This is a genomic window from Klebsiella quasipneumoniae subsp. quasipneumoniae, from assembly GCF_020525925.1.
Lineage (GTDB): Bacteria > Pseudomonadota > Gammaproteobacteria > Enterobacterales > Enterobacteriaceae > Klebsiella > Klebsiella quasipneumoniae.
In genome coordinates this window covers 5,210,332-5,231,098 of record NZ_CP084876.1, presented here as the reverse complement: position 1 = coordinate 5,231,098, position 20,767 = coordinate 5,210,332, and the positions used below count along the sequence as shown (strand labels likewise).

At 58.7% G+C, this 20,767-nt stretch carries 19 protein-coding genes; 7 read left to right on the top strand and 12 right to left on the bottom strand.

What is annotated here, in order from left to right; all coding sequences use genetic code 11:
• Positions 1-83: 83 nt before the first annotated feature.
• Positions 84-1,343 (bottom strand): L-rhamnose isomerase, encoded by a 1,260-nt coding sequence (locus tag LGM20_RS25015; RefSeq protein WP_044520910.1) that lies wholly within the window; start codon positions 1,341-1,343, stop codon positions 84-86.
• Entirely contained in the window at positions 1,340-2,806 is a 1,467-nt protein-coding gene (gene rhaB / locus LGM20_RS25010) for a rhamnulokinase (RefSeq protein WP_044520912.1), read from the bottom strand. Before rhaB ends, LGM20_RS25015 begins: the two co-directional genes overlap by 4 nt.
• A gap of 310 nt (positions 2,807-3,116) precedes the next feature.
• Here rhaB and rhaS point away from each other — a divergent pair, with 310 nt between their 5' ends.
• Together rhaS and rhaR are read left to right on the top strand one after the other, a co-directional pair.
• Complete coding sequence (rhaS, locus tag LGM20_RS25005; protein WP_004203665.1) at positions 3,117-3,953, top strand: HTH-type transcriptional activator RhaS; 837 nt, start codon at positions 3,117-3,119, stop codon at positions 3,951-3,953.
• A gap of 73 nt (positions 3,954-4,026) precedes the next feature.
• On the top strand, positions 4,027-4,872 hold the full coding sequence (gene rhaR, locus LGM20_RS25000; RefSeq protein WP_004203666.1) for an HTH-type transcriptional activator RhaR: 846 nt from the start codon (positions 4,027-4,029) through the stop codon (positions 4,870-4,872).
• Between the two features lie 32 nt (positions 4,873-4,904).
• On the opposite strand, the gene rhaT is transcribed toward rhaR, so the two are convergent.
• The gene (rhaT, locus tag LGM20_RS24995) at positions 4,905-5,939 is read right to left on the bottom strand and encodes an L-rhamnose/proton symporter RhaT (protein WP_044520915.1); all 1,035 of its coding nucleotides are present in this window, start codon (positions 5,937-5,939) and stop codon (positions 4,905-4,907) included.
• 289 nt (positions 5,940-6,228) lie between these two features.
• Between rhaT and sodA the strand changes: the two genes are divergently transcribed.
• Both sodA and yiiM read left to right on the top strand, forming a co-directional pair.
• Positions 6,229-6,849, top strand: coding sequence for a superoxide dismutase [Mn] (gene sodA / locus LGM20_RS24990; protein WP_004203668.1), 621 nt, complete (start codon positions 6,229-6,231; stop codon positions 6,847-6,849).
• A gap of 72 nt (positions 6,850-6,921) precedes the next feature.
• Entirely contained in the window at positions 6,922-7,596 is a 675-nt protein-coding gene (gene yiiM / locus LGM20_RS24985; RefSeq protein ID WP_044520917.1) for a 6-hydroxyaminopurine reductase, read from the top strand.
• Positions 7,597-7,709: 113 nt separating this feature from the next.
• Here yiiM and cpxA read toward each other — a convergent pair whose 3' ends face one another.
• On the bottom strand, positions 7,710-9,083 hold the full coding sequence (gene cpxA, locus LGM20_RS24980) for an envelope stress sensor histidine kinase CpxA (protein ID WP_008807874.1): 1,374 nt from the start codon (positions 9,081-9,083) through the stop codon (positions 7,710-7,712).
• Positions 9,080-9,778, bottom strand: a complete 699-nt coding sequence (cpxR, locus tag LGM20_RS24975) for an envelope stress response regulator transcription factor CpxR (protein ID WP_004203671.1) — start codon at positions 9,776-9,778, stop codon at positions 9,080-9,082. Before cpxR ends, cpxA begins: the two co-directional genes overlap by 4 nt.
• 149 nt (positions 9,779-9,927) lie before the next feature.
• On the opposite strand from cpxR, the gene cpxP reads away from it, so the two are divergent.
• The 3 genes from cpxP to pfkA all read left to right on the top strand — a co-directional run bounded on the left by cpxP (position 9,928) and on the right by pfkA (position 12,651).
• Positions 9,928-10,431: a cell-envelope stress modulator CpxP gene (gene cpxP, locus LGM20_RS24970; protein ID WP_023291526.1), complete on the top strand. Its 504-nt coding sequence runs from the start codon at positions 9,928-9,930 to the stop codon at positions 10,429-10,431.
• Positions 10,432-10,589: 158 nt separating this feature from the next.
• Positions 10,590-11,492: a CDF family cation-efflux transporter FieF gene (gene fieF / locus LGM20_RS24965; protein ID WP_008807873.1), complete on the top strand. Its 903-nt coding sequence runs from the start codon at positions 10,590-10,592 to the stop codon at positions 11,490-11,492.
• A 196-nt stretch (positions 11,493-11,688) separates the two neighbouring features.
• Complete coding sequence (gene pfkA / locus LGM20_RS24960) at positions 11,689-12,651, top strand: 6-phosphofructokinase (RefSeq protein WP_002882911.1); 963 nt, start codon at positions 11,689-11,691, stop codon at positions 12,649-12,651.
• A 61-nt stretch (positions 12,652-12,712) separates the two neighbouring features.
• Here pfkA and rraA read toward each other — a convergent pair whose 3' ends face one another.
• From rraA to priA, 7 genes are all read right to left on the bottom strand, one after another.
• The gene (gene rraA, locus LGM20_RS24955) at positions 12,713-13,198 is read right to left on the bottom strand and encodes a ribonuclease E activity regulator RraA (RefSeq protein WP_002882913.1); all 486 of its coding nucleotides are present in this window, start codon (positions 13,196-13,198) and stop codon (positions 12,713-12,715) included.
• A gap of 92 nt (positions 13,199-13,290) precedes the next feature.
• Positions 13,291-14,211: a 1,4-dihydroxy-2-naphthoate polyprenyltransferase gene (menA, locus tag LGM20_RS24950; RefSeq protein ID WP_044520919.1), complete on the bottom strand. Its 921-nt coding sequence runs from the start codon at positions 14,209-14,211 to the stop codon at positions 13,291-13,293.
• A gap of 69 nt (positions 14,212-14,280) precedes the next feature.
• The gene (hslU, locus tag LGM20_RS24945) at positions 14,281-15,615 is read right to left on the bottom strand and encodes an HslU--HslV peptidase ATPase subunit (RefSeq protein ID WP_044520920.1); all 1,335 of its coding nucleotides are present in this window, start codon (positions 15,613-15,615) and stop codon (positions 14,281-14,283) included.
• A gap of 9 nt (positions 15,616-15,624) precedes the next feature.
• On the bottom strand, positions 15,625-16,155 hold the full coding sequence (hslV, locus tag LGM20_RS24940) for an ATP-dependent protease subunit HslV (protein WP_002882918.1): 531 nt from the start codon (positions 16,153-16,155) through the stop codon (positions 15,625-15,627).
• Between the two features lie 91 nt (positions 16,156-16,246).
• Positions 16,247-17,212, bottom strand: a complete 966-nt coding sequence (ftsN, locus tag LGM20_RS24935; protein WP_072013396.1) for a cell division protein FtsN — start codon at positions 17,210-17,212, stop codon at positions 16,247-16,249.
• 93 nt (positions 17,213-17,305) lie between these two features.
• Positions 17,306-18,334, bottom strand: coding sequence for a DNA-binding transcriptional regulator CytR (gene cytR, locus LGM20_RS24930; protein WP_004203676.1), 1,029 nt, complete (start codon positions 18,332-18,334; stop codon positions 17,306-17,308).
• A gap of 150 nt (positions 18,335-18,484) precedes the next feature.
• Entirely contained in the window at positions 18,485-20,680 is a 2,196-nt protein-coding gene (gene priA, locus LGM20_RS24925) for a primosomal protein N' (protein ID WP_044520924.1), read from the bottom strand.
• Positions 20,681-20,767 lie beyond the last annotated feature (87 nt).

Sequence of the window (20,767 nt, the reverse complement as noted above, 5' to 3'; positions counted from 1 at the left end):
GGATTGCGCCGTAAACGGCTTATCCGGGCTACCGGTTCGTAGCCCGGGTAAGGCGTCAGCCGCGACCCGGGGAAGCCCGTGCATTACCCGCGCTGGCTCAGAACCGCATTCTCATAAGCCCGCACGTTGTCCAGCCACTGGCTGCCCGCCGGCGTGTCGTGACGCTGGCAGTACATCTCCCAGATGGCCTGCCACGGCAGGGATTTTTGCTCTTCGAGCAGCGCCAGGCGGGCGGTGTAATCGCCGTCGTTCTCCAGCTGGCGCAGCTGGTCGGTCGGTTCCAGCAGGGCGCGCAGCAGCGCTTTTTTCATATTGCGGGTACCAATCACCCAGGCCGCGATGCGGTTGATGGAGGCATCGAAGAAGTCGAGGCCGATGTGCACGCGGTCAAACAGGTTATGGCGAATGATTTCGCTGGCGATGGCCTGGGTCTCATCATCCAGCAGCACCACGTGGTCGCTGTCCCAGCGCACCGGGCGGCTGACGTGCAGTAGCAGACGCGGGATGTAGAGCATGGCGGCGGAGATCTTGTCGGAGATGACCTCCGTCGGGTGGAAGTGGCCGGCATCCAGGCACAGCGCCGTCTGGCGGCTGGTGGCGTAGCCCATATAGAACTCGTTGGAGCCGACGGTGTAGCTTTCGGCGCCGATACCGAACAGCTTGCTCTCCACAGCGTCAATGTGATGCGCCGGGTCGAATTTTTCGCTGATGACTTCATCCAGCGCGTTCAGCAGCCGCTGGCGCGGCGCGAAGCGGTCAACGGTAATGTCCTTCATGCCGTCCGGCACCCAGATATTCATCACCGACGGGGTGCCCAGCTGTTCGCCAAAATAAGCGGATACGCGGCGGCTGGCTTTGCAGTGGTCGATCCAGAACTGGCGGATCTCAGCGTTGGCATGCGACAAGGTAAAGCCGTCGGCGCTCAGCGGATGCGAGAAGCAGGAGGGGTTGAAATCCAGCCCCAGTTTGTTGGCTTTCGCCCACTCAACCCAGTTTTTAAAGTGCTCCGGCTTAATCTCATTGCGCGCCACCGGCGCGTCGGATTCCAGATAAATAGCGTGCAGGTTGAGACGCTTTGGCCCCGGGATCAGGCTCAGCGCCTGCTCAAGGTCGGCGCGCAGCTCCTGAGCATTGCGCGCTTTGCCCGGGTAGTTGCCGGTGGCCTGGATGCCGCCGGTCAGGCTTCCCGCCGGATTTTCGAACCCGGCGACGTCGTCACCCTGCCAGCAGTGCATGGATACGGGCAGACGGTCCAGCTGGCGCAGGGCCTCCTCGACATCCACGCCGACGGCGGCGTAGCGCTGCTTAGCAATTTCCCAGGCTTGTTCAAGTTGAGTGGTCATGCGCAAAGCTCCTTGGTCTGTTGTGGCTGAAACTGCGCCACGAAACGGGCAATTTCACTATCAGGATTGGGGGTAAAGGTGGTGAGGGACGCGTTGCCGCGCACCACCTGACGAAACTCATCGACGCTGGCCAGCTCGTCGAGGGTCATTAGCTGGATGCCGATATTGCCGAGGGTGGAGGCCTCTGTCGGGCCGGCCACGACGACGATCCCGCAGGCGTCGGCGCACAGCTGGTTGAGCAGTTCGTTCTGGCAGCCGCCGCCGACGATATGCAGCTGGCTGAAGGGCTGGCCGCGCAGCGCCGCCAGCTCGTTAAGCACCCGGGCGTAGAGCAGCGCCAGGCTGTCGAAAATGCAGCGCGCCAGTTCGGCGTCGCTGTCAGGCACCGGCTGACCGGATCCGCGGCAGGCGGCCTGGATCTCGGCGCTCATACTGGCCGGGTTGATAAAGCGGTCGTCATTGCAGTCAATGATGAAGCGGCACGCCGGCAGCGCGGCGGTGCGCGCGATTAGCCCCTGCAGGTCGCTGACGTTTTGCTCTTTTAGCACCCGCTGCAGCAGCCACAGGCCCATAATATTTTTCAGCACCCGATAGCGGCCTTCGGCCCCGCCTTCGTTGGTGATATTGGCCTGCAGCGCCGCGTCGCAGGTGTACGGGGTCAGGCTTTCAAACCCCATCAGCGACCAGGTCCCGGAGGAGAGATAGGCGGCGTGGCGGTCGGCCAGCGGGGAGGCGATCACCGCGCTGGCGGTGTCGTGGCTGGCGACGGCGACCACCGGGATGTTATTGCCCTGCGGACAAATCCAGTGGCCGATAACGTTGCCGGGATGCGTCGGCGCACCGAACCATTCGCGCGGCGCGCCGGTCCAGTTCAGCAGCGTCTCATCCCAGCTATCGCTGTGGATGTTGACCAGCTGGGTGGTGGTGGCGTTGGTATATTCCCAGTTCAGATTGCCGGTCAGGCGGAAGCTGAAATAGTCGGGGATCAGCAGGGCATGGGCGGCCTGACTGACCAGCTCCGGCTGCTGCTCCACCAGGGCGCGCAGCTGATAAAGGGTGTTAAACGGCAGAAACTGAATGCCGCTGCGGCGATAGATCTCCGCCCGGCCCAGCTGTTCTTCAGCGTGACGTAGCAGGCCCTGGGTGCGATCGTCACGATAGGAGACCGGCAGCCCGACGCGCTGACCCTGCTTATCCAGCAGGACATAATCCACGCCCCAGGTATCGATGCCGATGCTGTCGATCAGGATGCCCTGCTCACACACTTTCTCCAGCCCGCGGCGGATCTCGCCTTCGAGGCTATCGAGATCCCAGCAGTCGAAGCCATCCACCTTCTGCAGGCTGTTGGTGAAGCGATGAATTTCACGCAGCGTCAGGGCGCGCGGCCCGGACTGATAGCTGGCGAGCATGATCCGCCCGCTGGAGGCGCCTAAATCGACGGCGACACAATGACGAATACTCATGGAACGACCCTTCTTAAAATCATTGTCCGCAGTCTAAAAAAGGGCGCTGACTAACACCTTCTCGCTACGGACAGCCGAAACTGGCCGCTGGCAAGAAAGCAAAGGTGACCGTGAGGAAAATCACAAATTGCGGTTTTGGGCGGTGGTGAGGAGGATGTGATGGGGTCCGCAGTTCCGCATCTTTCCGGCTGATTCTTGAAAAAGCGGCAGGATTTACGAATTTCGCGGTCAAAAATTGAAGGCCGGATAGCCAACCCTTCATTACTATCAGCCGGTGACTGATAATTTTTCTCATTACGAGGGTGGCATCATGACCATATTGCACAGTACGGATTTCTTTAAGGCCGGGATCTCGACGGTGGCTATTGAACCCCGCCTCCCTCAGTCGGCCTTTCCGGAGCATCACCATGATTTCCATGAAATTGTCATCGTGGAGCAGGGCACGGGCATTCACGTCTTCAATGGCCAGCCCTATACCATTGGCGGCGGATCGGTCTGCTTTATTCGCGATCACGACCGGCATCTTTACGAGCACACGGACAATCTGTGTCTGACCAACGTGCTCTATCGCGCGCCGGATGCGTTTCGTTTTCTCGCCGGGGTCAGCCAGCTGCTGCCCCAGGAGCAGGAGGGCAACTACCCGTCGCACTGGCGAGTGAACCAGACGGTCCTGCAGCAGGTGCGGCATATCGTGGCGCAGATGGAGGCCATGGGGAGCGAAACGGATACCCATGCCGTCGCCAGCCGTGAGATCCTGTTTATGCAGCTGCTGGTGCTGCTGCGGAAAAGCAGCCTTGCGGAAGAGGCCACCAACAACGATGCGCGGCTGAATCAGCTGCTGGCCTGGCTGGAAGACCATTTTGCGCAGGAGATCTGCTGGGAGGAGGTGGCGGCGCAGTTTTCGCTGTCGCTGCGTACTCTACACCGCCAGCTGAAGCAGCAGACCGGCCTGACGCCGCAGCGCTATCTCAACCGGGTGCGCCTGATGAAAGCCCGCCACCTGCTGCGCCACAGCGATGAAAGCGTGACTGATATCGCCTATCGCTGCGGATTCGGCGACAGTAACCACTTTTCGACGCTTTTTCGCCGCGAGTTTTCCTGGTCGCCGCGCGATATCCGCCAGGGGCGCGACGCTATTCTTCAGTAACGCGAGAGGAGTCAACGTATTGCGGACCAAAAACGCGAATAATGCGCCGTTATCCGCGTTGGGAGTGTGAGCCGTGGCCGGTCTGATTCTACGTAAAGAGGAGTTTTTCCCTTCCGCCACGCAGGCGGTGGCGGTGGCCGACCGCTACCCGCAAAACGTCTTCGCTGAACACACTCATGAGTTCTGCGAGCTGGTGCTGGTGTGGCGGGGCAACGGGCTGCACGTTCTCAACGACCGTCCCTGGCGCATTACCCGTGGCGATCTGTTCTATATTCGCGCCGAAGATAAACACTCCTATGCTTCCGTTAACGATCTGGTTCTGCAGAACATCATCTATTGCCCGGAGCGGCTGCAGCTCAATTTCGACTGGGCGGGGGCGATCCCTGGCCTCTTCGGCACGCCGTGGAAGCCCCACTGGCGCATGGGCAGCACCGGTATGGCGCAGGCGCGCCAGGTAATTAGCCAGCTTGAGCATGAGTGTTCCCGGCACGATGCGCAGGGGAATGCGATGGCCGAGCTGCTGTTTGCTCAGCTGGCGCTGACCCTCCAGCGCCATCGCTACGCAACGGATAATCTGGCGGCAACGCAGCGCGAAGCGCTGTTGGACAAACTGCTGGCCGCGCTGGCGGCCAGCCTGAGCCGACCCTTTGTCCTGGAGCGTTTCTGCGAGCAGGAGGGCGGCAGCGAGCGGGCGCTACGGCAGCAATTTCGCCAGCAAACCGGCATGACCATCAATCACTATTTACGCCAGCTACGGATCTGCCATGCGCAGTATCTGTTGCAGCATACCGAGCGCTTAATCGGCGATATCGCCATGCAGTGCGGCTTTGAGGACAGTAACTACTTTTCGGTGGTGTTCAGCCGGGAAATCGGCATGTCGCCGGGGCAGTGGCGGCAGCGCAGTCGCGCCGCCGCCTGAAGATCGTCTTTGTCAGGCAGATGATCCGGTGCTTAACTGGCCATTCCCAGACCGACGATGTTGGCGGCGATGATGATCACCACGCAGCCGAGGCTCAGGACGCTCACCGGACGACGACCGGCGTTGTTCCACTCTTTCAGCACCAGACCCACCAGACCGCCGCACAGTACGTAGAAACTCATGTGCAGCATCCAGCTCATATAGTCATACTGCGCCGGAATGCTGGCGTGGCCCCAGGCATAGAAGAAGAACTGGAGATACCACATCAGGCCGCCGAGGGCGGAAAGCAGCAGGTTGCTGATGATGAGCGGTTTGGCCAGTGAGAAATCGGCTTTGACGGACAGGTTCTTCACTTTCGCCAGACGAATAAAGCAGAAGCCAAGGTTGACCAGCGCCCCGCCGCCCATAATCACCACGTAGCTTGGCAGCGCCGCATATAACGGGTCGATGCCGAGCGCCGCGGCGGCATCATGCATCGGTTTGGCGGCGTTCATCGCGAACGACATCCCTGCCGAGAAGATACCGCACATCACCGCCAGCAGAAGCCCTTTCTTCAGATTGAACTCTTCGGCTTTGATGCCCATTTTGCGCTCTTTCAGCTGACCCGCGCGGGTGACGATGCCAACGCCAACCACCGCCACCAGCACGCCGAGCAGCGTCATTTGACCGCCCTGGGTGTGCATCAGCACCGAAAACTGACCGTTAATAATCGGCGTCATCAGCGTACCGACAATCAGCGTGATGCCAATGGCGATGCCAATCCCCATCGACATGCCGAGATAGCGCATGGTCAGGCCATAGTTGATATTACCGATGCCCCACATGGCGCCGAACAGAAAGACCGGCAGCAGCGTGGAGGCGTTAAAGGAGCGGTAGTAGGCCCAGAAATCGGGTAACAGGGTGGCGCTGATGGCCCAGGGCAGGATCAGCCAGGAGACGATCCCCCCGACCGACCACATGGTTTCCCACGACCAGTGTTTTACTTTCTTGAACGGGGCATAGAAACAGGCGGCACTGGCGGCCCCTATCAAATGCCAAAAAATACCCATCGTAATCGCGTGGTTCATTGATTTTATCCTCATCTTTTTTTATCGGAGACGGCGGCTTCCGATGCGATGAGTGTAAAAATTAGCCGCTTTGGCCGCCTTCAGGACGTTGCCACAGGATGGCGAACTCTGGCAACCATGGGCTTAATTAGTTGTTCTACATCACAAAACGACGGGTATTTCTTCTGGTTATATCCATATGAAAAATACGGCATTGATAAGCATTTTCAATACCATTTAATTAACTATAATGGACAAACTGCTTACGCGGCGTTAACACTTGAGCCGCTCGACAATAATGGAGATGATTATGAGCTATACCCTGCCATCCCTGCCGTACGCTTACGATGCTCTGGAACCGCACTTCGACAAGCAGACGATGGAGATCCATCACACCAAACACCATCAGACCTACGTGAACAATGCCAACGCCGCGCTGGAAAGCCTGCCGGAGTTCGCTAACCTGTCCGCTGAAGAGCTGATCACCAAGCTGGATCAGCTGCCGGCTGACAAAAAAACCGTACTGCGTAACAACGCCGGCGGCCACGCGAACCACAGCCTGTTCTGGAAAGGCCTGAAAACCGGTACCACCCTGCAGGGCGACCTGAAAGCGGCTATCGAGCGCGATTTCGGCTCTGTGGACAACTTCAAAGCGGAATTCGAAAAAGCCGCTGCGACCCGTTTCGGTTCCGGCTGGGCGTGGCTGGTCCTGAAAGGTGACAAACTGGCCGTTGTCTCCACCGCAAACCAGGATTCCCCGCTGATGGGCGAAGCCATTTCCGGCGCTTCCGGCTTCCCAATCCTGGGTCTGGACGTGTGGGAACACGCTTACTACCTGAAATTCCAGAACCGTCGCCCGGACTACATCAAAGCCTTCTGGGACGTGGTGAACTGGGACGAAGCTGCAGCGCGTTTTGCCGCCAAAAAATAAGGTTGCAATGTGCTAAGAGAGAAGCGAGTCTGATGGCTCGCTTTTTTTATATCGGTAGCAAGGAGAGCAGACATGCATTATCCGGTGAATGTCTTTGTCGGCAAAATCAGGGACTACACGGGCAGTCGTCCCAGCGCGATCGGCAAAATCCAGGTTGACGGCGAGTTGCAGCTCGGCGATCTCGGTCTCGAAGGGGATGAGCAGGCAGAGAAGAAAATACACGGCGGGCCGGACCGCGCGCTGTGTCACTATCCGCGCGAACACTATGCCGACTGGATCCGTGAATTTCCCCAGCAGGCCGATCGGTTCTGCGCCCCGGCGTTCGGCGAAAACCTCTCCACCACCGGCCTCACCGAACAAAACGTCTACATTGGCGATATCTTTCGCTGGGGCGAGGCGCTGATCCAGGTCACCCAGCCGCGCTCTCCGTGCTTCAAGCTCAACTTTCATTTTGCGATCGGTGATATGGCGCAGCTGATGCAAAACAGCGGGAAGACCGGCTGGTTGTACCGGGTGATCGCCGGGGGGCAAGTCTCCAGCGATGCGCCGCTCGAACTGGTCTCTCGCCTGAGCGATGTCAGCGTCCATGAGGCCGGGGCGATTGCCTGGCAGATGCCGTTTGATGACGATCAGTACCACCGCTTATTGTCGGCAGCGGGCCTGTCGGTAAGCTGGAGTCGAACCATGCAGAAGCGCCGTTTAAGCGGCAAGATCGAGGATAATTCACGGCGATTGTGGGGGAAATAATTCCCCCATATTGGCGCTTTCCGCAGCGTCTCCCGGGTAGCGGCGCAAGCGCCTTACCCGGGCGACCTGACCGTTCCTGGCGGTAACCCGGCGCAACGCAGGCCGGGTCAGCGTCAGGTCCGTTTATACAGCGGCAGCCAGAGGGTTAAGCGCAGACCGCCCAGCGGGCTGTCGTCGGCCTTCACCCAGCCACGGTGCTGCTGAATAGCGGTTTCGACAATCGCCAGCCCCAGGCCGGTGCCGCCGGACTCGCGGTCGCGCGCCTCGTCGGTCCGGTAGAATGGCCGGAAAATCTGCTCGCGATCCTCCGGGCTGACTCCCGGGCCGTCGTCATCGACGTTAACCGTAATCCCGTCTTTATCCACTGAGAAGCTGACGGAAATCTTCGTGTGCGAGTAGCGCAGGGCGTTGCGGACGATATTCTCCAGCGCGCTTTCCAGCGCATTGGGGTTACCGTACAGCGGCCACGGACCCGGCGGATACTCAACGGTGAACGATTTACCCATCTGCTCGGCTTCAAACGCCGCGTTGTCCAGCACTTCGCCCCACAGCTGATTGGCTTTAACCGTCTCGCTCACCAGGGCGTTTTTCGCCTGATTGCGCGACATCACCAGCAGGTCGTTGATCATGCTGTCCAGCCGGTGCGCTTCAGTTTCGATACGCTCCAGCTCTTTGCTCTCACCGCTGCGGCGGCGCAGCAGGGCGGTGCCCAGCTGCAGGCGCGTGAGCGGCGTGCGCAGCTCGTGCGAGATATCGGACAGCAGCCGTTGCTGGCTGGTCATCATCCGCTCCAGGGCCGTCACCATCTGGTTAAAGCTGGCGCCAGCGGCTAAAAACTCCTGCGGTCCGGCTTCCAGCTCCGGATGCTGCCGCAGGTTGCCCTGGGCGACCTCGTCAGCGGCATTTTTCAGCTTACGCGCCGGTTTCGCCAGGCTCCACGCCAGCCACAGCAGCAGCGGGGCGCTAACCAGCATTGTGACGATCAGCAGCAGCAGCGGCCGGTCAAACAGCAGGTTGATAAAGTCGGATTGTGAGGTGCTGGCGGGACGGATCAGATACAGCTGATAGTTATCCTCCCCATCCCTGACGGAGAACGGGCCCACCATTTCCAGGCGGCCATAGCGTTTTTTCTGCGGATGATCGGCGTTATCGGCCTGGCCGATAAAGTTGCGAATGATCTGCATCTCGTTGCGTTCTGCGCCGATCACGCGGCCTTCGCTGGTGACCAACAGCAGGCGCTGACCCGGAGGCGCCCATTTATCGATGGCGCGAAACAGACGACGCCACCACATCAGGTCGTTTGGCGGATCGTTGGCCAGCTCGGCCTCGACGTGCTGCTCGATCATGATGCCTTGACGCTGCTCGCTTTCCAGCAGCTCGGTCATCTGCCGAGAGTCCAGTTTGGGCAGCATCAGCACCAGCATCAACACCAGCGCCAGCGTGAGCCAGAAGATGGCGAAGATGCGTGCAGTCAAACTTCCAATCATGAAGCGGAAACCATCAGATACCCGCGGCCACGCAGCGTTTTAAACCACGGATGGCCATCTTTGCGCTCCGGCAGCTTACGCCGCAGGTTGGAAATATGCATATCGATGGCGCGGTCGAACGGCGTCAGGCGCTTGCCTAACACTTCCTGGCTTAAATGTTCGCGTGACACCACCTGGCCGAGATGCTGCGCTAACAGATAGAGCAGGGTGAACTCGGTGCCGGTGAGCTCCAGCGTCTGGCCATCGAAATTGGCTTCCTGACGGCCCGGATTGAGGCTTAAGGCATCCACTTCCAGGGTCGGCGAGCCGGCTTCGGTCGTCTGCTGCTGTTCGCTCCAGTGGGAACGGCGCAGAATCGCGCGTATACGCGCCACCAGTTCGCGATCGTTGAACGGCTTAGGCAAATAGTCATCTGCGCCCAGCTCGAGGCCGAGAACGCGATCCAGCTCGCTCCCGCGCGCTGTTAGCATGATAACCGGAGTCTGGTGTGTCTGACGCAGCTCTTTAAGCGTATCGATACCGTTTTTCTTCGGCATCATTACGTCGAGCAGCAATAAATCAATGCTGTCGTCCAGAAGGGCCAGCGCCTGTTCCCCATCATGGGCCACCAGCACGTTAAAACCTTCCATATCGAGCAGCTCTTTTAACAGGGAGGTGAGCTCCCGGTCATCATCAACTAACAGGATTTTATTCATTGTTTAAATACCTCCGAGGCAGAAATTACGTCATCAAGGCCCGCTAATCCATGACTTTACGTTGTTTTACACCCCCTGACGCATGTTTGCAGCCTGAATCGTAGACTGTCTCTCGTTGAATCGCGACACAAACGTTTTGGGAGTATGTGATGCGCAATGTTATCGCTGCCGTCATGGCCTCAACGCTGGCGCTAAGTGCATATAGCCAGGCCGCTGAAGTCGTTACCAGCGTTAACTGGCTCCCCGGAGACGAAGGGGGACAGCGCGGTAGCCAGAGCCATATGTTTGACGGCATAAGTTTAACCGAGCAGCAACGTCAGCAGTTACGGGATCTTATGCAACGGGCACGCCACGACAGGCTCCCCGTTAATGTTAGCGAAATGGAGACAATGCATCGCCTTGTCACCGCAGAAAATTTTGATGAAAACGCTGTGCGCGCTCAGGCAGAAAAGATGGCGCAGGAACAGGTTGCTCGCCAGGTCGAGATGGCTAAGGTCCGCAACCAGATGTACCACCTGCTTACGCCAGAGCAGCAAGCGGTTTTAAATGCTAAGCACCAGCAACGTATGGATCAGTTGCGTGAGGTTGCAAGGACGCAGAAAGGCTCAGCGATGATGCTTTCGAGTAGTAGCAACACCCTGCAACCCCAGTAACAAACCCTGTTTTCCTTGCCATAGACACCATCCCTGTCTTCCCCCACATGATGTGGGGGTTTTTTTTGCCCTTTTTTCGGCAAATCAACTTCTTCGCCTGTCCCGTGAGCGTCACCAGTTCAGGTTATACTAAGCGCAGTGCAGGAGAAGGAGCCTATATGAATCAATCTTATGGCCGGTTGGTCAGCCGCGCCGCTATCGCAGCGACGGCGATGGCCTCCGCGTTACTTTTGATCAAAATTTTTGCGTGGTGGTATACCGGTTCAGTCAGTATTCTGGCCGCGCTGGTGGATTCGCTGGTGGATATTGCCGCCTCGCTGACCAACCTGCTGGTGGTGCGCTATTCGCTGCAGCCTGCTGATGAAGAACATACCTTTGGCCACGGCAAAGCGGAGTCGCTGGCGGCGCTGGCGCAAAGCATGTTTATCTCCGGCTCGGCGCTGTTTCTGTTTCTTACCGGTATTCAGCACCTGGTGCGTCCGGAGCCGCTACAGGCCGCCGGCGTCGGGGTTGTCGTCACGTTGATTGCCCTGTTCAGCACGCTGGCGCTGGTGACCTTCCAGCGCTGGGTGGTGCGAAAAACCCAAAGCCAGGCGGTGCGGGCGGATATGCTTCATTATCAGTCTGATGTTATGATGAACGGCGCCATTCTGGTGGCGCTGGGCCTCTCCTGGTACGGTTGGCATCGCGCCGATGCGTTGTTTGCCTTAGGAATTGGCATCTATATTTTATATAGCGCGCTGCGGATGGGCTATGAGGCGGTTCAGTCGTTACTCGACCGCGCTTTGCCTGACGAGGAGCGTCAGGACATTATCACCATCGTGACCGCATGGCCCGGCATCCGCGGGGCGCACGATCTACGAACGCGGCAGTCAGGGCCGACCCGCTTTATTCAGATTCATTTGGAAATGGAAGATAACCTCCCGCTGGTGCAAGCCCACGTGATTGCAGACCAGGTGGAGCAGGCGATTCTGCGCCGTTTCCCGGGTTCCGATGTCATTATCCATCAGGATCCCAGTTCTGTGGTGCCGGCGGCGCAGCAGGGCTTTTTTGAGCGTTAGGTTATAGTCTGTAAACTCGATGTAAAAATGTGGGTCAGCTCGGCATTTTTTGTATAAATTACCGCCGTTTGGTCTGACCTGAATCAATTCAGCTTGAGGCGTTTGATATACTATTGTCATTAGCGTCGTGCACTCCTGGTGAGGGAGCGCTTCAGGCAACAGAATTATTTTTTGCTTCCTAAGTTCAGAGGTAGTCATGATTAAGAAAATCGGTGTGTTGACAAGTGGCGGTGATGCGCCGGGCATGAACGCAGCAATTCGTGGCGTTGTGCGCGCGGCATTAACGGAAGGTCTGGAAGTTTTTGGAATCTATGACGGTTACCTCGGCTTGTACGAAGACCGTATGGTTCAGCTCGACCGTTACAGCGTTTCCGACATGATCAACCGCGGCGGCACCTTCCTGGGCTCCGCTCGCTTCCCGGAATTCCGCGAAGAACACATCCGCGCAGTGGCTATCGAAAACATGAAGAAGCGTGGCCTGGACGCGCTGGTGGTTATCGGTGGTGACGGGTCCTATATGGGGGCGATGCGCCTGACCGAGATGGGCTTCCCGTGCATCGGCCTGCCGGGCACCATCGACAACGATATCAAAGGCACTGACTACACCATCGGCTTCTTCACCGCTCTGAGCACCGTGGTGGAAGCGATTGACCGTCTGCGCGACACCTCCTCTTCGCACCAGCGTATCTCCGTGGTGGAAGTGATGGGCCGTTACTGTGGCGACCTGACTCTGGCGGCGGCGATTGCCGGCGGCTGTGAGTTCATCATGGTGCCGGAAGTGGAATATACCCGTGACGATCTGGTAGCGGAAATCAAAGCCGGCATCGCGAAAGGGAAGAAACACGCTATCGTGGCGATCACCGAGCACATGTGCGACGTTGACGAGCTGGCAAGCTACATCGAGAAAGAGACCGGCCGTGAAACCCGCGCTACCGTCCTCGGCCACATTCAGCGCGGCGGTTCCCCGGTTCCTTACGACCGTATCCTGGCTTCCCGCATGGGCGCCTATGCGATTGAGCTGCTGCTGCAGGGCCATGGCGGCCGTTGCGTCGGCATCCAGAACGAGAAGCTGGTGCACCACGACATCATCGATGCCATCGAGAACATGAAGCGTCCGTTCAAGAACGACTGGCTGGATTGCGCGAAGAAACTGTACTAAGTTACGCGCCGGATAAACAAAAGGCCTTCTCATGGAGAAGGCCTTTTTTATGGCGCAAGGTTTATTCGATATCCAGCGGGTCTTCCGACAGAATCATCCCGGTGTTATCGGCATACAGATGGTCGCCGCTGAAGAAGGTCACGCCGCCGAAATTGACGCGCACGTCGCTTTCGCCGATGCCTTCGCCAGCCGCGCCGACCGGAATAGCCGCCAGCGCCTGGATGCCGATATCCAGTTCCTCAAGGTCGTCAACCTGGCGCACCGCGCCATAGACCACCAACCCTTCCCATTCATTCTGTACGGCCAGACGCGCCAGGTCAGCGTCAATTAACGCGCGTCGTACTGAGCCGCCGCCGTCGATCAGGAGAATATGACCACGGCCATTCTGCTCGAGCAGATCGTAGAGCAACCCGTTATCCTCGAAACATTTTACCGTAATGATCTGTCCACCAAACGACGACCGTCCTCCAAAGTTAGAGAACAGCGGTTCCACGACGTTGACATCTTCCTGGTAGATGTCACAAAGCTCGGAAGTATCGTATTTCATAGGCTTAACGTTCAGTTGCTGCGAGAGTTTTTAGTATATCCCGCGAATCGCATTGTTGGCAAAATCATCAATTGTTAATTGATATTTGTCAGTTAAGCCGCCAGCTTACTGGCAATAATCCCGATAACAAACAGCAGGTTGGTCAGCAAAGCCCCTTTGACCGTCTTTTCGAGCATCGGCCGCATCGCCAGCGGATCGGATTCGCGCAGGACGTAACGCGCCTGTTTGACCAGCATCGGCGTGGCGAGAATAAACAGCCAGCCCCAGGCAGAATGCAGCGCCAGCAGGTTAAACAGCGCCAGACACAGCAGGGCGCCGAGCAGCAGGCAGGCATGATAGCGGCGGGCATTGACCGGCCCCAGGCGCACGGCGAGGGTGTTCTTCCCGTTCTGCCGGTCGCTGTCGATATCACGCAGGTTATTGATGTTCAGTACGGCGGTCGCCAGCAGACCGCAGGCCGTTGCCGGCAGAAAAATGGCCGCTTCCACATTGTGGGCTTGCAGATACCAGCTGCCGAGGACGCTCAGCCAGCCGAAGAAAACGAGTACCGAAATATCACCGAGGCCAATATAACCATACGGGCGGGTGCCCACTGTGTAGGTGATGGCGGCCACGATCGACAGGCCACCCAGCGCGAGGAAACCGATGAAATCGCCGACGCTCTGCCAGGCGACGCACAGTAGCGCCAGACCAAACAGACAGATCAGCGCGACGGTGACAATCAAGGCGCGCTTCATCTGCTGGGGGGTAATCACCCCTTTCTGCATCCCGCGCAGCGGCCCGATGCGGTCCGGTTTATCGCTCCCCTTGACCGCGTCGCCGTAGTCATTGGCGAGGTTGGAAAGAATTTGCAGCAAGCCGGCGGTGATCAGCGCCAGCAGAGCGACCCAGGGATCAAAATGCCCCTGCTCCCAGGCAAGGACGGTGCCAACAATAATCGCGGCAAACGCCAGCGGTAACGTTTTAGGACGCAGGCTTTCCAGCCACGCCTGAGAACGGCTGATATCAGTCATAGTTATTTTAGCCAATAAAAATGGGGGCGATAGCCCCCATCAACAGTGATGAAAATGCATTGCACCGGATTATAGGATAAAACGGCTCAGATCTTCATCTGCCACCAGAACATCCAGGTGCTTACTCACATATTCGGCATCGATAGTGACGGTCTGGCCGTTCATCTCGCTGGCATCATAGGAGATATCTTCCACCAGGCGCTCCAGCACGGTGTGCAGACGGCGCGCGCCGATGTTCTCGGTGGTTTCGTTTACCTGCCATGCGGCCTGAGCGATACGCTTGATACCGTCTTCGGTGAATTCGATATTCACCCCTTCGGTCGCCATCAGCGCCTTGTACTGCACGGTGATGGAGGCGTTCGGTTCGGTCAGGATGCGCTCGAAGTCATGGGTGGTCAGCGCCTTCAGCTCAACGCGGATCGGCAGACGCCCCTGCAGTTCCGGGATCAGATCGGACGGGCTGGCCACCTGGAACGCGCCGGAGGCGATAAACAGGATGTGGTCGGTCTTGACCATCCCGTGCTTGGTGGAGACGGTGCAGCCTTCCACCAGCGGCAGCAGGTCGCGCTGTACGCCTTCACGGGAGACGTCCGGGCCGGAGGTGTTGCCGCCGCGCTTACAGATTTTGTCGATTTCGTCGATAAAGACGATACCGTGCTGCTCAACAGCGTCGATGGCTTCCTGCTTCAGCTCTTCCGGATTGACCAGTTTGGCCGCTTCTTCTTCAATCAGCAGCTTCATCGCGTCTTTGATTTTCAGCTTACGCGGTTTCTGCTTCTGGCCGCCGAGGTTCTGGAACATGGACTGCAGCTGGCTGGTCATCTCTTCCATGCCCGGAGGGGACATGATTTCAACGCCCATCGGCGCCGCAGCGAGATCGATTTCAATCTCTTTATCGTCCAGCTGGCCTTCGCGCAGTTTCTTACGGAACGCCTGGCGCGCCGCAGACGGTTCCTGCGACGGCTCAGTCTGGCCCCAGTTGTTCTTCGCCGGTGGGATCAGCACGTCAAGCACGCGCTCTTCCGCCAGCTCTTCCGCGCGGTAACGGTTCTTATCGATGGACTGCATACGAATCATTTTGATCGCCGCATCGGTCAGATCGCGGATGATAGAGTCCACTTCTTTACCGACATAGCCCACTTCGGTGAACTTTGTCGCTTCAACTTTAATAAACGGCGCGTTGGCCAGTTTCGCCAGACGACGAGCGATTTCGGTTTTACCGACGCCGGTTGGGCCGATCATCAGAATGTTTTTCGGCGTGACTTCATGACGCAGCTCTTCGTTAAGCTGCATCCGGCGCCAGCGGTTACGCAGGGCGATAGCAACAGAACGCTTGGCGGCGTCCTGGCCGATAATGTGTTTGTCCAGTTCGCTGACAATTTCGCGTGGGGTCATTTCAGACATGGGAGATCCTTACGCTTTAGAAGGTAATTCTTCGATGGTGTGGAAATGGTTGGTATAGATGCAAATATCGCCTGCAATATCCAACGCTTTCTCGGCGATATCGCGCGCGCCCATATCGGTGTTTTCCAGCAGCGCGCGGGCCGCGGCCTGGGCGTAAGGACCGCCGGAGCCGATAGCAATCAAATCGTTTTCCGGCTGTACCACGTCACCGTTACCGGTGATGATAAGCGACGCGTTTTCGTCCGCGACGGCCAGCAGCGCTTCCAGCTTGCGCAACATCCGATCGGTTCGCCAGTCTTTAGCCAGCTCAACGGCGGCCTTCACCAGATGGCCCTGGTGCATTTCCAGTTTGCGTTCAAACAGTTCGAACAGCGTGAAGGCGTCGGCGGTGCCGCCAGCGAAACCGGCAATCACTTTGTCGTTGTACAGACGACGCACTTTTTTCACGTTGCCCTTCATTACGGTGTTGCCCAGCGTGGCCTGGCCATCACCGGCAATAACAACATGGCCGTTACGGCGAACACTTACAATTGTAGTCACGAGCAGACCCCTTGGTTGCAAAAGCGGAACAGGGGCCCCGCGCTGTCCGCGGGGCCGAATGCAATTATAGATGGGGGGGATTTTGAGGGTTTCAACCCCTGGCGGCGAGACGAATGCAGTTCGCGTGTCCAGCCATCTTCAGGCGGGTGATCATCTCGTTGGCGCTTTCTTTGCCTTTCAGCGGGCCAATGACCACGCGGTTCCAGCCGTTGTTGGTGGTGATGTGCGAAGCAAACCCTTCGAAAGCCAGCTGAGCGCGGACGGTTTCGGCCTGCTCGGCGCCTTTAAAGGAGCCGCACTGGATCATCCAGCTACGATCGTCTTTTTTCTCGGCGGTCGTTTTCGGCGCTTCCTCCACTCGAGTCACCGGCGCGGCGGCCTGCGCGCGCGGCTGCGTAGTCGTAGTGTGCGCCGGCGTCTGCAGCAGATCCTGGTACGGCTGCTGGTTTGACGCGGTCTGCTTCGGCTGTTGCTGCTGGACCGGCTTCGGCTGCTGAACGCGCGGCTGCTGCTGCGCGGTCTGCGGCTGAGTTTGCGCCCACTGTTGCTGTTGCGCCTGCTGCTGTTGCTGCGCTAAACGCTGACGCTGCAGCGTCTGCTGGCGCTGGGCCGGCGTTTGTTCGTTCCACGGCACTTCGGTCAGCTGAGTCGGCTGTTGACGCATATCGGCCTGCATCTGGGCCAGCAGCTGACGCTGTTCGTCGGTCAGTTGCTCCGGTTTCATCACTTCGCCGCCGGCGGTCGGTTCGGTCGGCGCGCGAACGCCCGGCTGGCGGCTTTCCAGCTCTTTAATATAGCGCCAGCGCTCTTCCGGTTTTGGCGGCAAGCCGTTGCCGGCGGCCTGGCGATTTTGCATCGCTTCCGCTTCTTCTTTCTTATGGTGCGTAATGAAATAGAGTCCACCGATAAAGGCCACCAGCACAGCCGCCGCGATCGCCACCATAGCCGGTGAAATTGCCGGGAGGCTGCTTTGCTTATTCCTTGAGCTTCGGGTAGTGCTCTTTTTGCGCCGCGAAGAAGCCGGTTGGCTGCGGCGTACATAATCTCGTTGTGCCACTATCGTTTCGCTGTCTTATATTCGTTCGTCAGCCCGCCATGTTACTTAAGCGGCGGGCCTTTGACCAGAAGAGCAGGCCCGAAAGCCTGATGGTTATCGTCTGATTTTTTGCGTACTGCCGCGAACAATCAGTTCGCAATCGAGCAGGCGCGAGCCGCTGTTCACGTTATGACCCTGCATTTGCTCAAGTAATAGCAGCATTCCTTCACGGCCGATATCAAAACGCGGCTGTGACACGGTGGTCAATGGCGGATCGCAAAATTCAGACAACGCGATGTTATCGAAGCCGACAATCGACAGGTCGTCCGGCACTTTCAGACCGCGGCGTTTCGCCAGCGATAAGGCGCCCAGCGCCATCACATCGCTATGGCAAAAGACCGCGGTGGGCGGTACCGGCTGCGACAGCAGCTGCTCCAGCGCATTGGCGCCAGCTTCGAAGGTAAAGTTGCCGCGAGCGATATAGTGCGGATCAACGGTGATACCGCTGCGGCGCAGCGCCTGCACGTAACCCTGCAGGCGATAATGGCACAGCGGCATATCTTCCGGGCCGGCGATGCAGCCGATACGCTGGTGTCCCAGCTCGTGAAGATAGTTTACCGCGTTAAAAGCCGCCGTCAGGTTATCGATGTGGACGGTGGGCAGCTCCAGCTCCGGCGCGAACTCGTTCGACATGACCATCGGCGGCAAATTGCGCTGCTCTTCCACGCTGGCGTCAAACGGCAGGCGCGAGCTGAGCAGCACCATGCCGTCAATCTGCTTGGTGATGATAAGGTCGATAAAGGTTTTTTCTTTCTGATTCTGGTGGGCGCAATCGCCGATTAACACCAGATATCCGTGCTCGGCGGCAGTGACTTCAATACCGCGGATCACTTCGCTAAAAAAGGGATCGCAGATATCCGGGACGATCACGAGAATCGTCCGCGATTCGTTGCGCTTCATATTGCGTCCGAGCGACTGCGGTAAATAGCCGACTTCCAGCGCCGCCTGCTCGACCCGGTTACGGGTGGCTTGCGACACCTTATCAGGGTTCATCAACGCTCGGGACACGGTTGCCGTGGAAACGTTTGCCTTTAAGGCGACGTCTTTCATGGTGGCGGCAACCACTTGTTTTTTGGGCTTCACCTGGTTTCTCCTCGCTGAATGGCGCTGGCATTTCCCTTGCGCGCTAACTGCTGCATCATTTTTATCAGATAGTCGCGGCAGTGAGTTACAGAATTTTCATGAAAAACGTGATGCTTGTTAAATTTTTCGATCCGGCTCGCAAGAGAAGGCTTACCCTTCAATAGGATCGACATCCAGCACCCACTTTACTTTTTTCGCCTCCGGCAGCGTATTGATCAGCGCCAGCGTACCGCTGACGATATGCTGCAGGCGTACCCGCGAAGGATGCTGCAGCAATATCTGCCACCGCCAGCGGCCGCCGCGCTTCGGCGCCAGCGCCGGAACCGGACCGAGCACCCATAGCTTGTCGTCGGCCAGCGGACTGGCCTGCAGCAGATTGCGCAGCTGTTGTAAAAACAGCGGCGCCTGCTGGTTGTTATGGTCTTCCGCACGAATCAGCACATGGCTGGTCCACGGCGGTAGCTGCATTGTCTGCCGCTCTGCCAGCGCCTGTTCGGCGAAGGCGTCGTAGCCTTTATACAGCAGGGTCTGCAGCAGAGGGTGTTCAGGATGGTGGGTTTGCAGGATCACTTCGCCCTGTTTTCCTGCCCGTCCCGCTCGCCCGGAGACCTGGGTATAGAGCTGAGCGAAACGCTCGGCGGAGCGGAAATCCGCGGAAAACAGCGCCCCGTCGACGTCCAGCAGGGAGACGAGGGTGACGTCCGGGAAGTGGTGGCCTTTGGCCAGCATCTGGGTGCCAATTAAAATACGCGCTCCGCCGCGATGGACGGCGGCGAGATGCTCCTCCAGCGCCCCTTTGCGGCTGGTGGTATCGCGGTCGATACGCGAGATAGGCACGTCAGGGAACAGCGGCGCCAGGGCCTGCTCCAGCTGTTCGGTGCCGATACCCACCGGCACCAGGTGCGTGGAGCCGCAGGAGGGACATTGGCGCGGGATAGGGCGCTGACTGTCGCAATGGTGGCAGCGCAGATGGTGCTGCGCCTGGTGCAACGTGTAGTAGCTGTCGCAGCGCGGACATTCCGCTATCCAGCCGCAGTCGTGGCACAGCAGCGCTGGCGCAAAGCCGCGGCGGTTAAGAAACAGGATCACCTGGTTATCCGCCTGCAGATGCTGGCGCATACGGTTAATCAGCGCGGGAGACAGACCCGCCTGCAGCGGTTGCCCTTTGAGATCGAGCACGTGCTGCTGGGCAGGGCGCGCATTGCCCGCGCGTTTGCTTAAGGTTAACTGGCGGTATTTGCCCTGGCGGACGTTATGCAGGGTCTCCAGCGCCGGCGTCGCCGAGCCGAGAATAATCGGGATCTGTTCGCTGTGGGCGCGCCATACCGCCAGGTCGCGGGCATGGTAGCGCCAGCCCTCCTGCTGCTTGTAGGAGCTGTCATGCTCTTCGTCGATAACGATGACGCCGAGGTCTTTAAAAGGGGTAAACAGCGAGGAGCGGGTGCCGATCACAATGGCCGCTTCGCCGTTTTTCGCCTTCAGCCAGGCCGAAAGACGTTCGCTGTCATTGAGTCCGGAGTGCAGCACTTCCACCGGCGCGTTAAAGCGCTGGCGGAAGCGGGCGATGGTCTGCGGCGTCAGACCGATCTCCGGCACCATCACCAGCGCCTGGCGCCCCTGCGCCAGCACGTTCTCCAGCACGCTCAAATAGACTTCCGTTTTCCCTGAGCCGGTAATACCCGCCAGCAGCCAGGCGGAGAAGCGATCGGCGGCGCTGTGGATCGCCCCGACGGCGGTGGCTTGCTCGGTATTAAGACGCAGGCGTTCGCCGGCAACCGAATACGCGCTGCGCCAGTCGATGAGGGCGGGCGCTTCGCAGGCCAGCTCCGCCAGCCCTTTGCCGCGCAGCGCCTGCAGCGCCGCTTCATTAAATTCCAGTTCGCCAACCTGATGACGCCAGATTTTTCCCTGGCGCAGCGCCGCCAGCGCCTGCTGCTGCTTCGGCGAGCGTTTCAGACCGTTAAGGTCGACGGCCTGCCCCTGCTCGGTGGCGAACCAGTACCACAGCGGCGTCGCGCTGGCGGGTTTGCCCTGGCGCAGCAGAATGGGCAGCGCATGGAACAGCACATCGCCAATCGGATGATGGTAATACTCAGCCGCCCACATCAGCAGCCGCCAGACGGTACCGGAGAAGACCGGTTCGTCGTCCAGCGCTTCCGCGACCGGTTTTAGTTCGTCCAGCGGCAGCTCGCTGCGTTCGCTGACCGCCGCGACAATACCGATCCGCTCCTGTTTGCCGAACGGCACCCGCACCCGACAGCCCGCTTTGACCGCCATGCCTTCAGGCAGCAGATAGTCAAAAGTGCGCGGTAGCGGAACGGGTAGGGCAACGTGGGCGACGGGCATGTCATCTTCCTGACTTGAAATCTGGCGGGATAGTATACACATTACGATAAGGCGGCGCGGATCAGTTTGCATATGCTGGTCAAATTC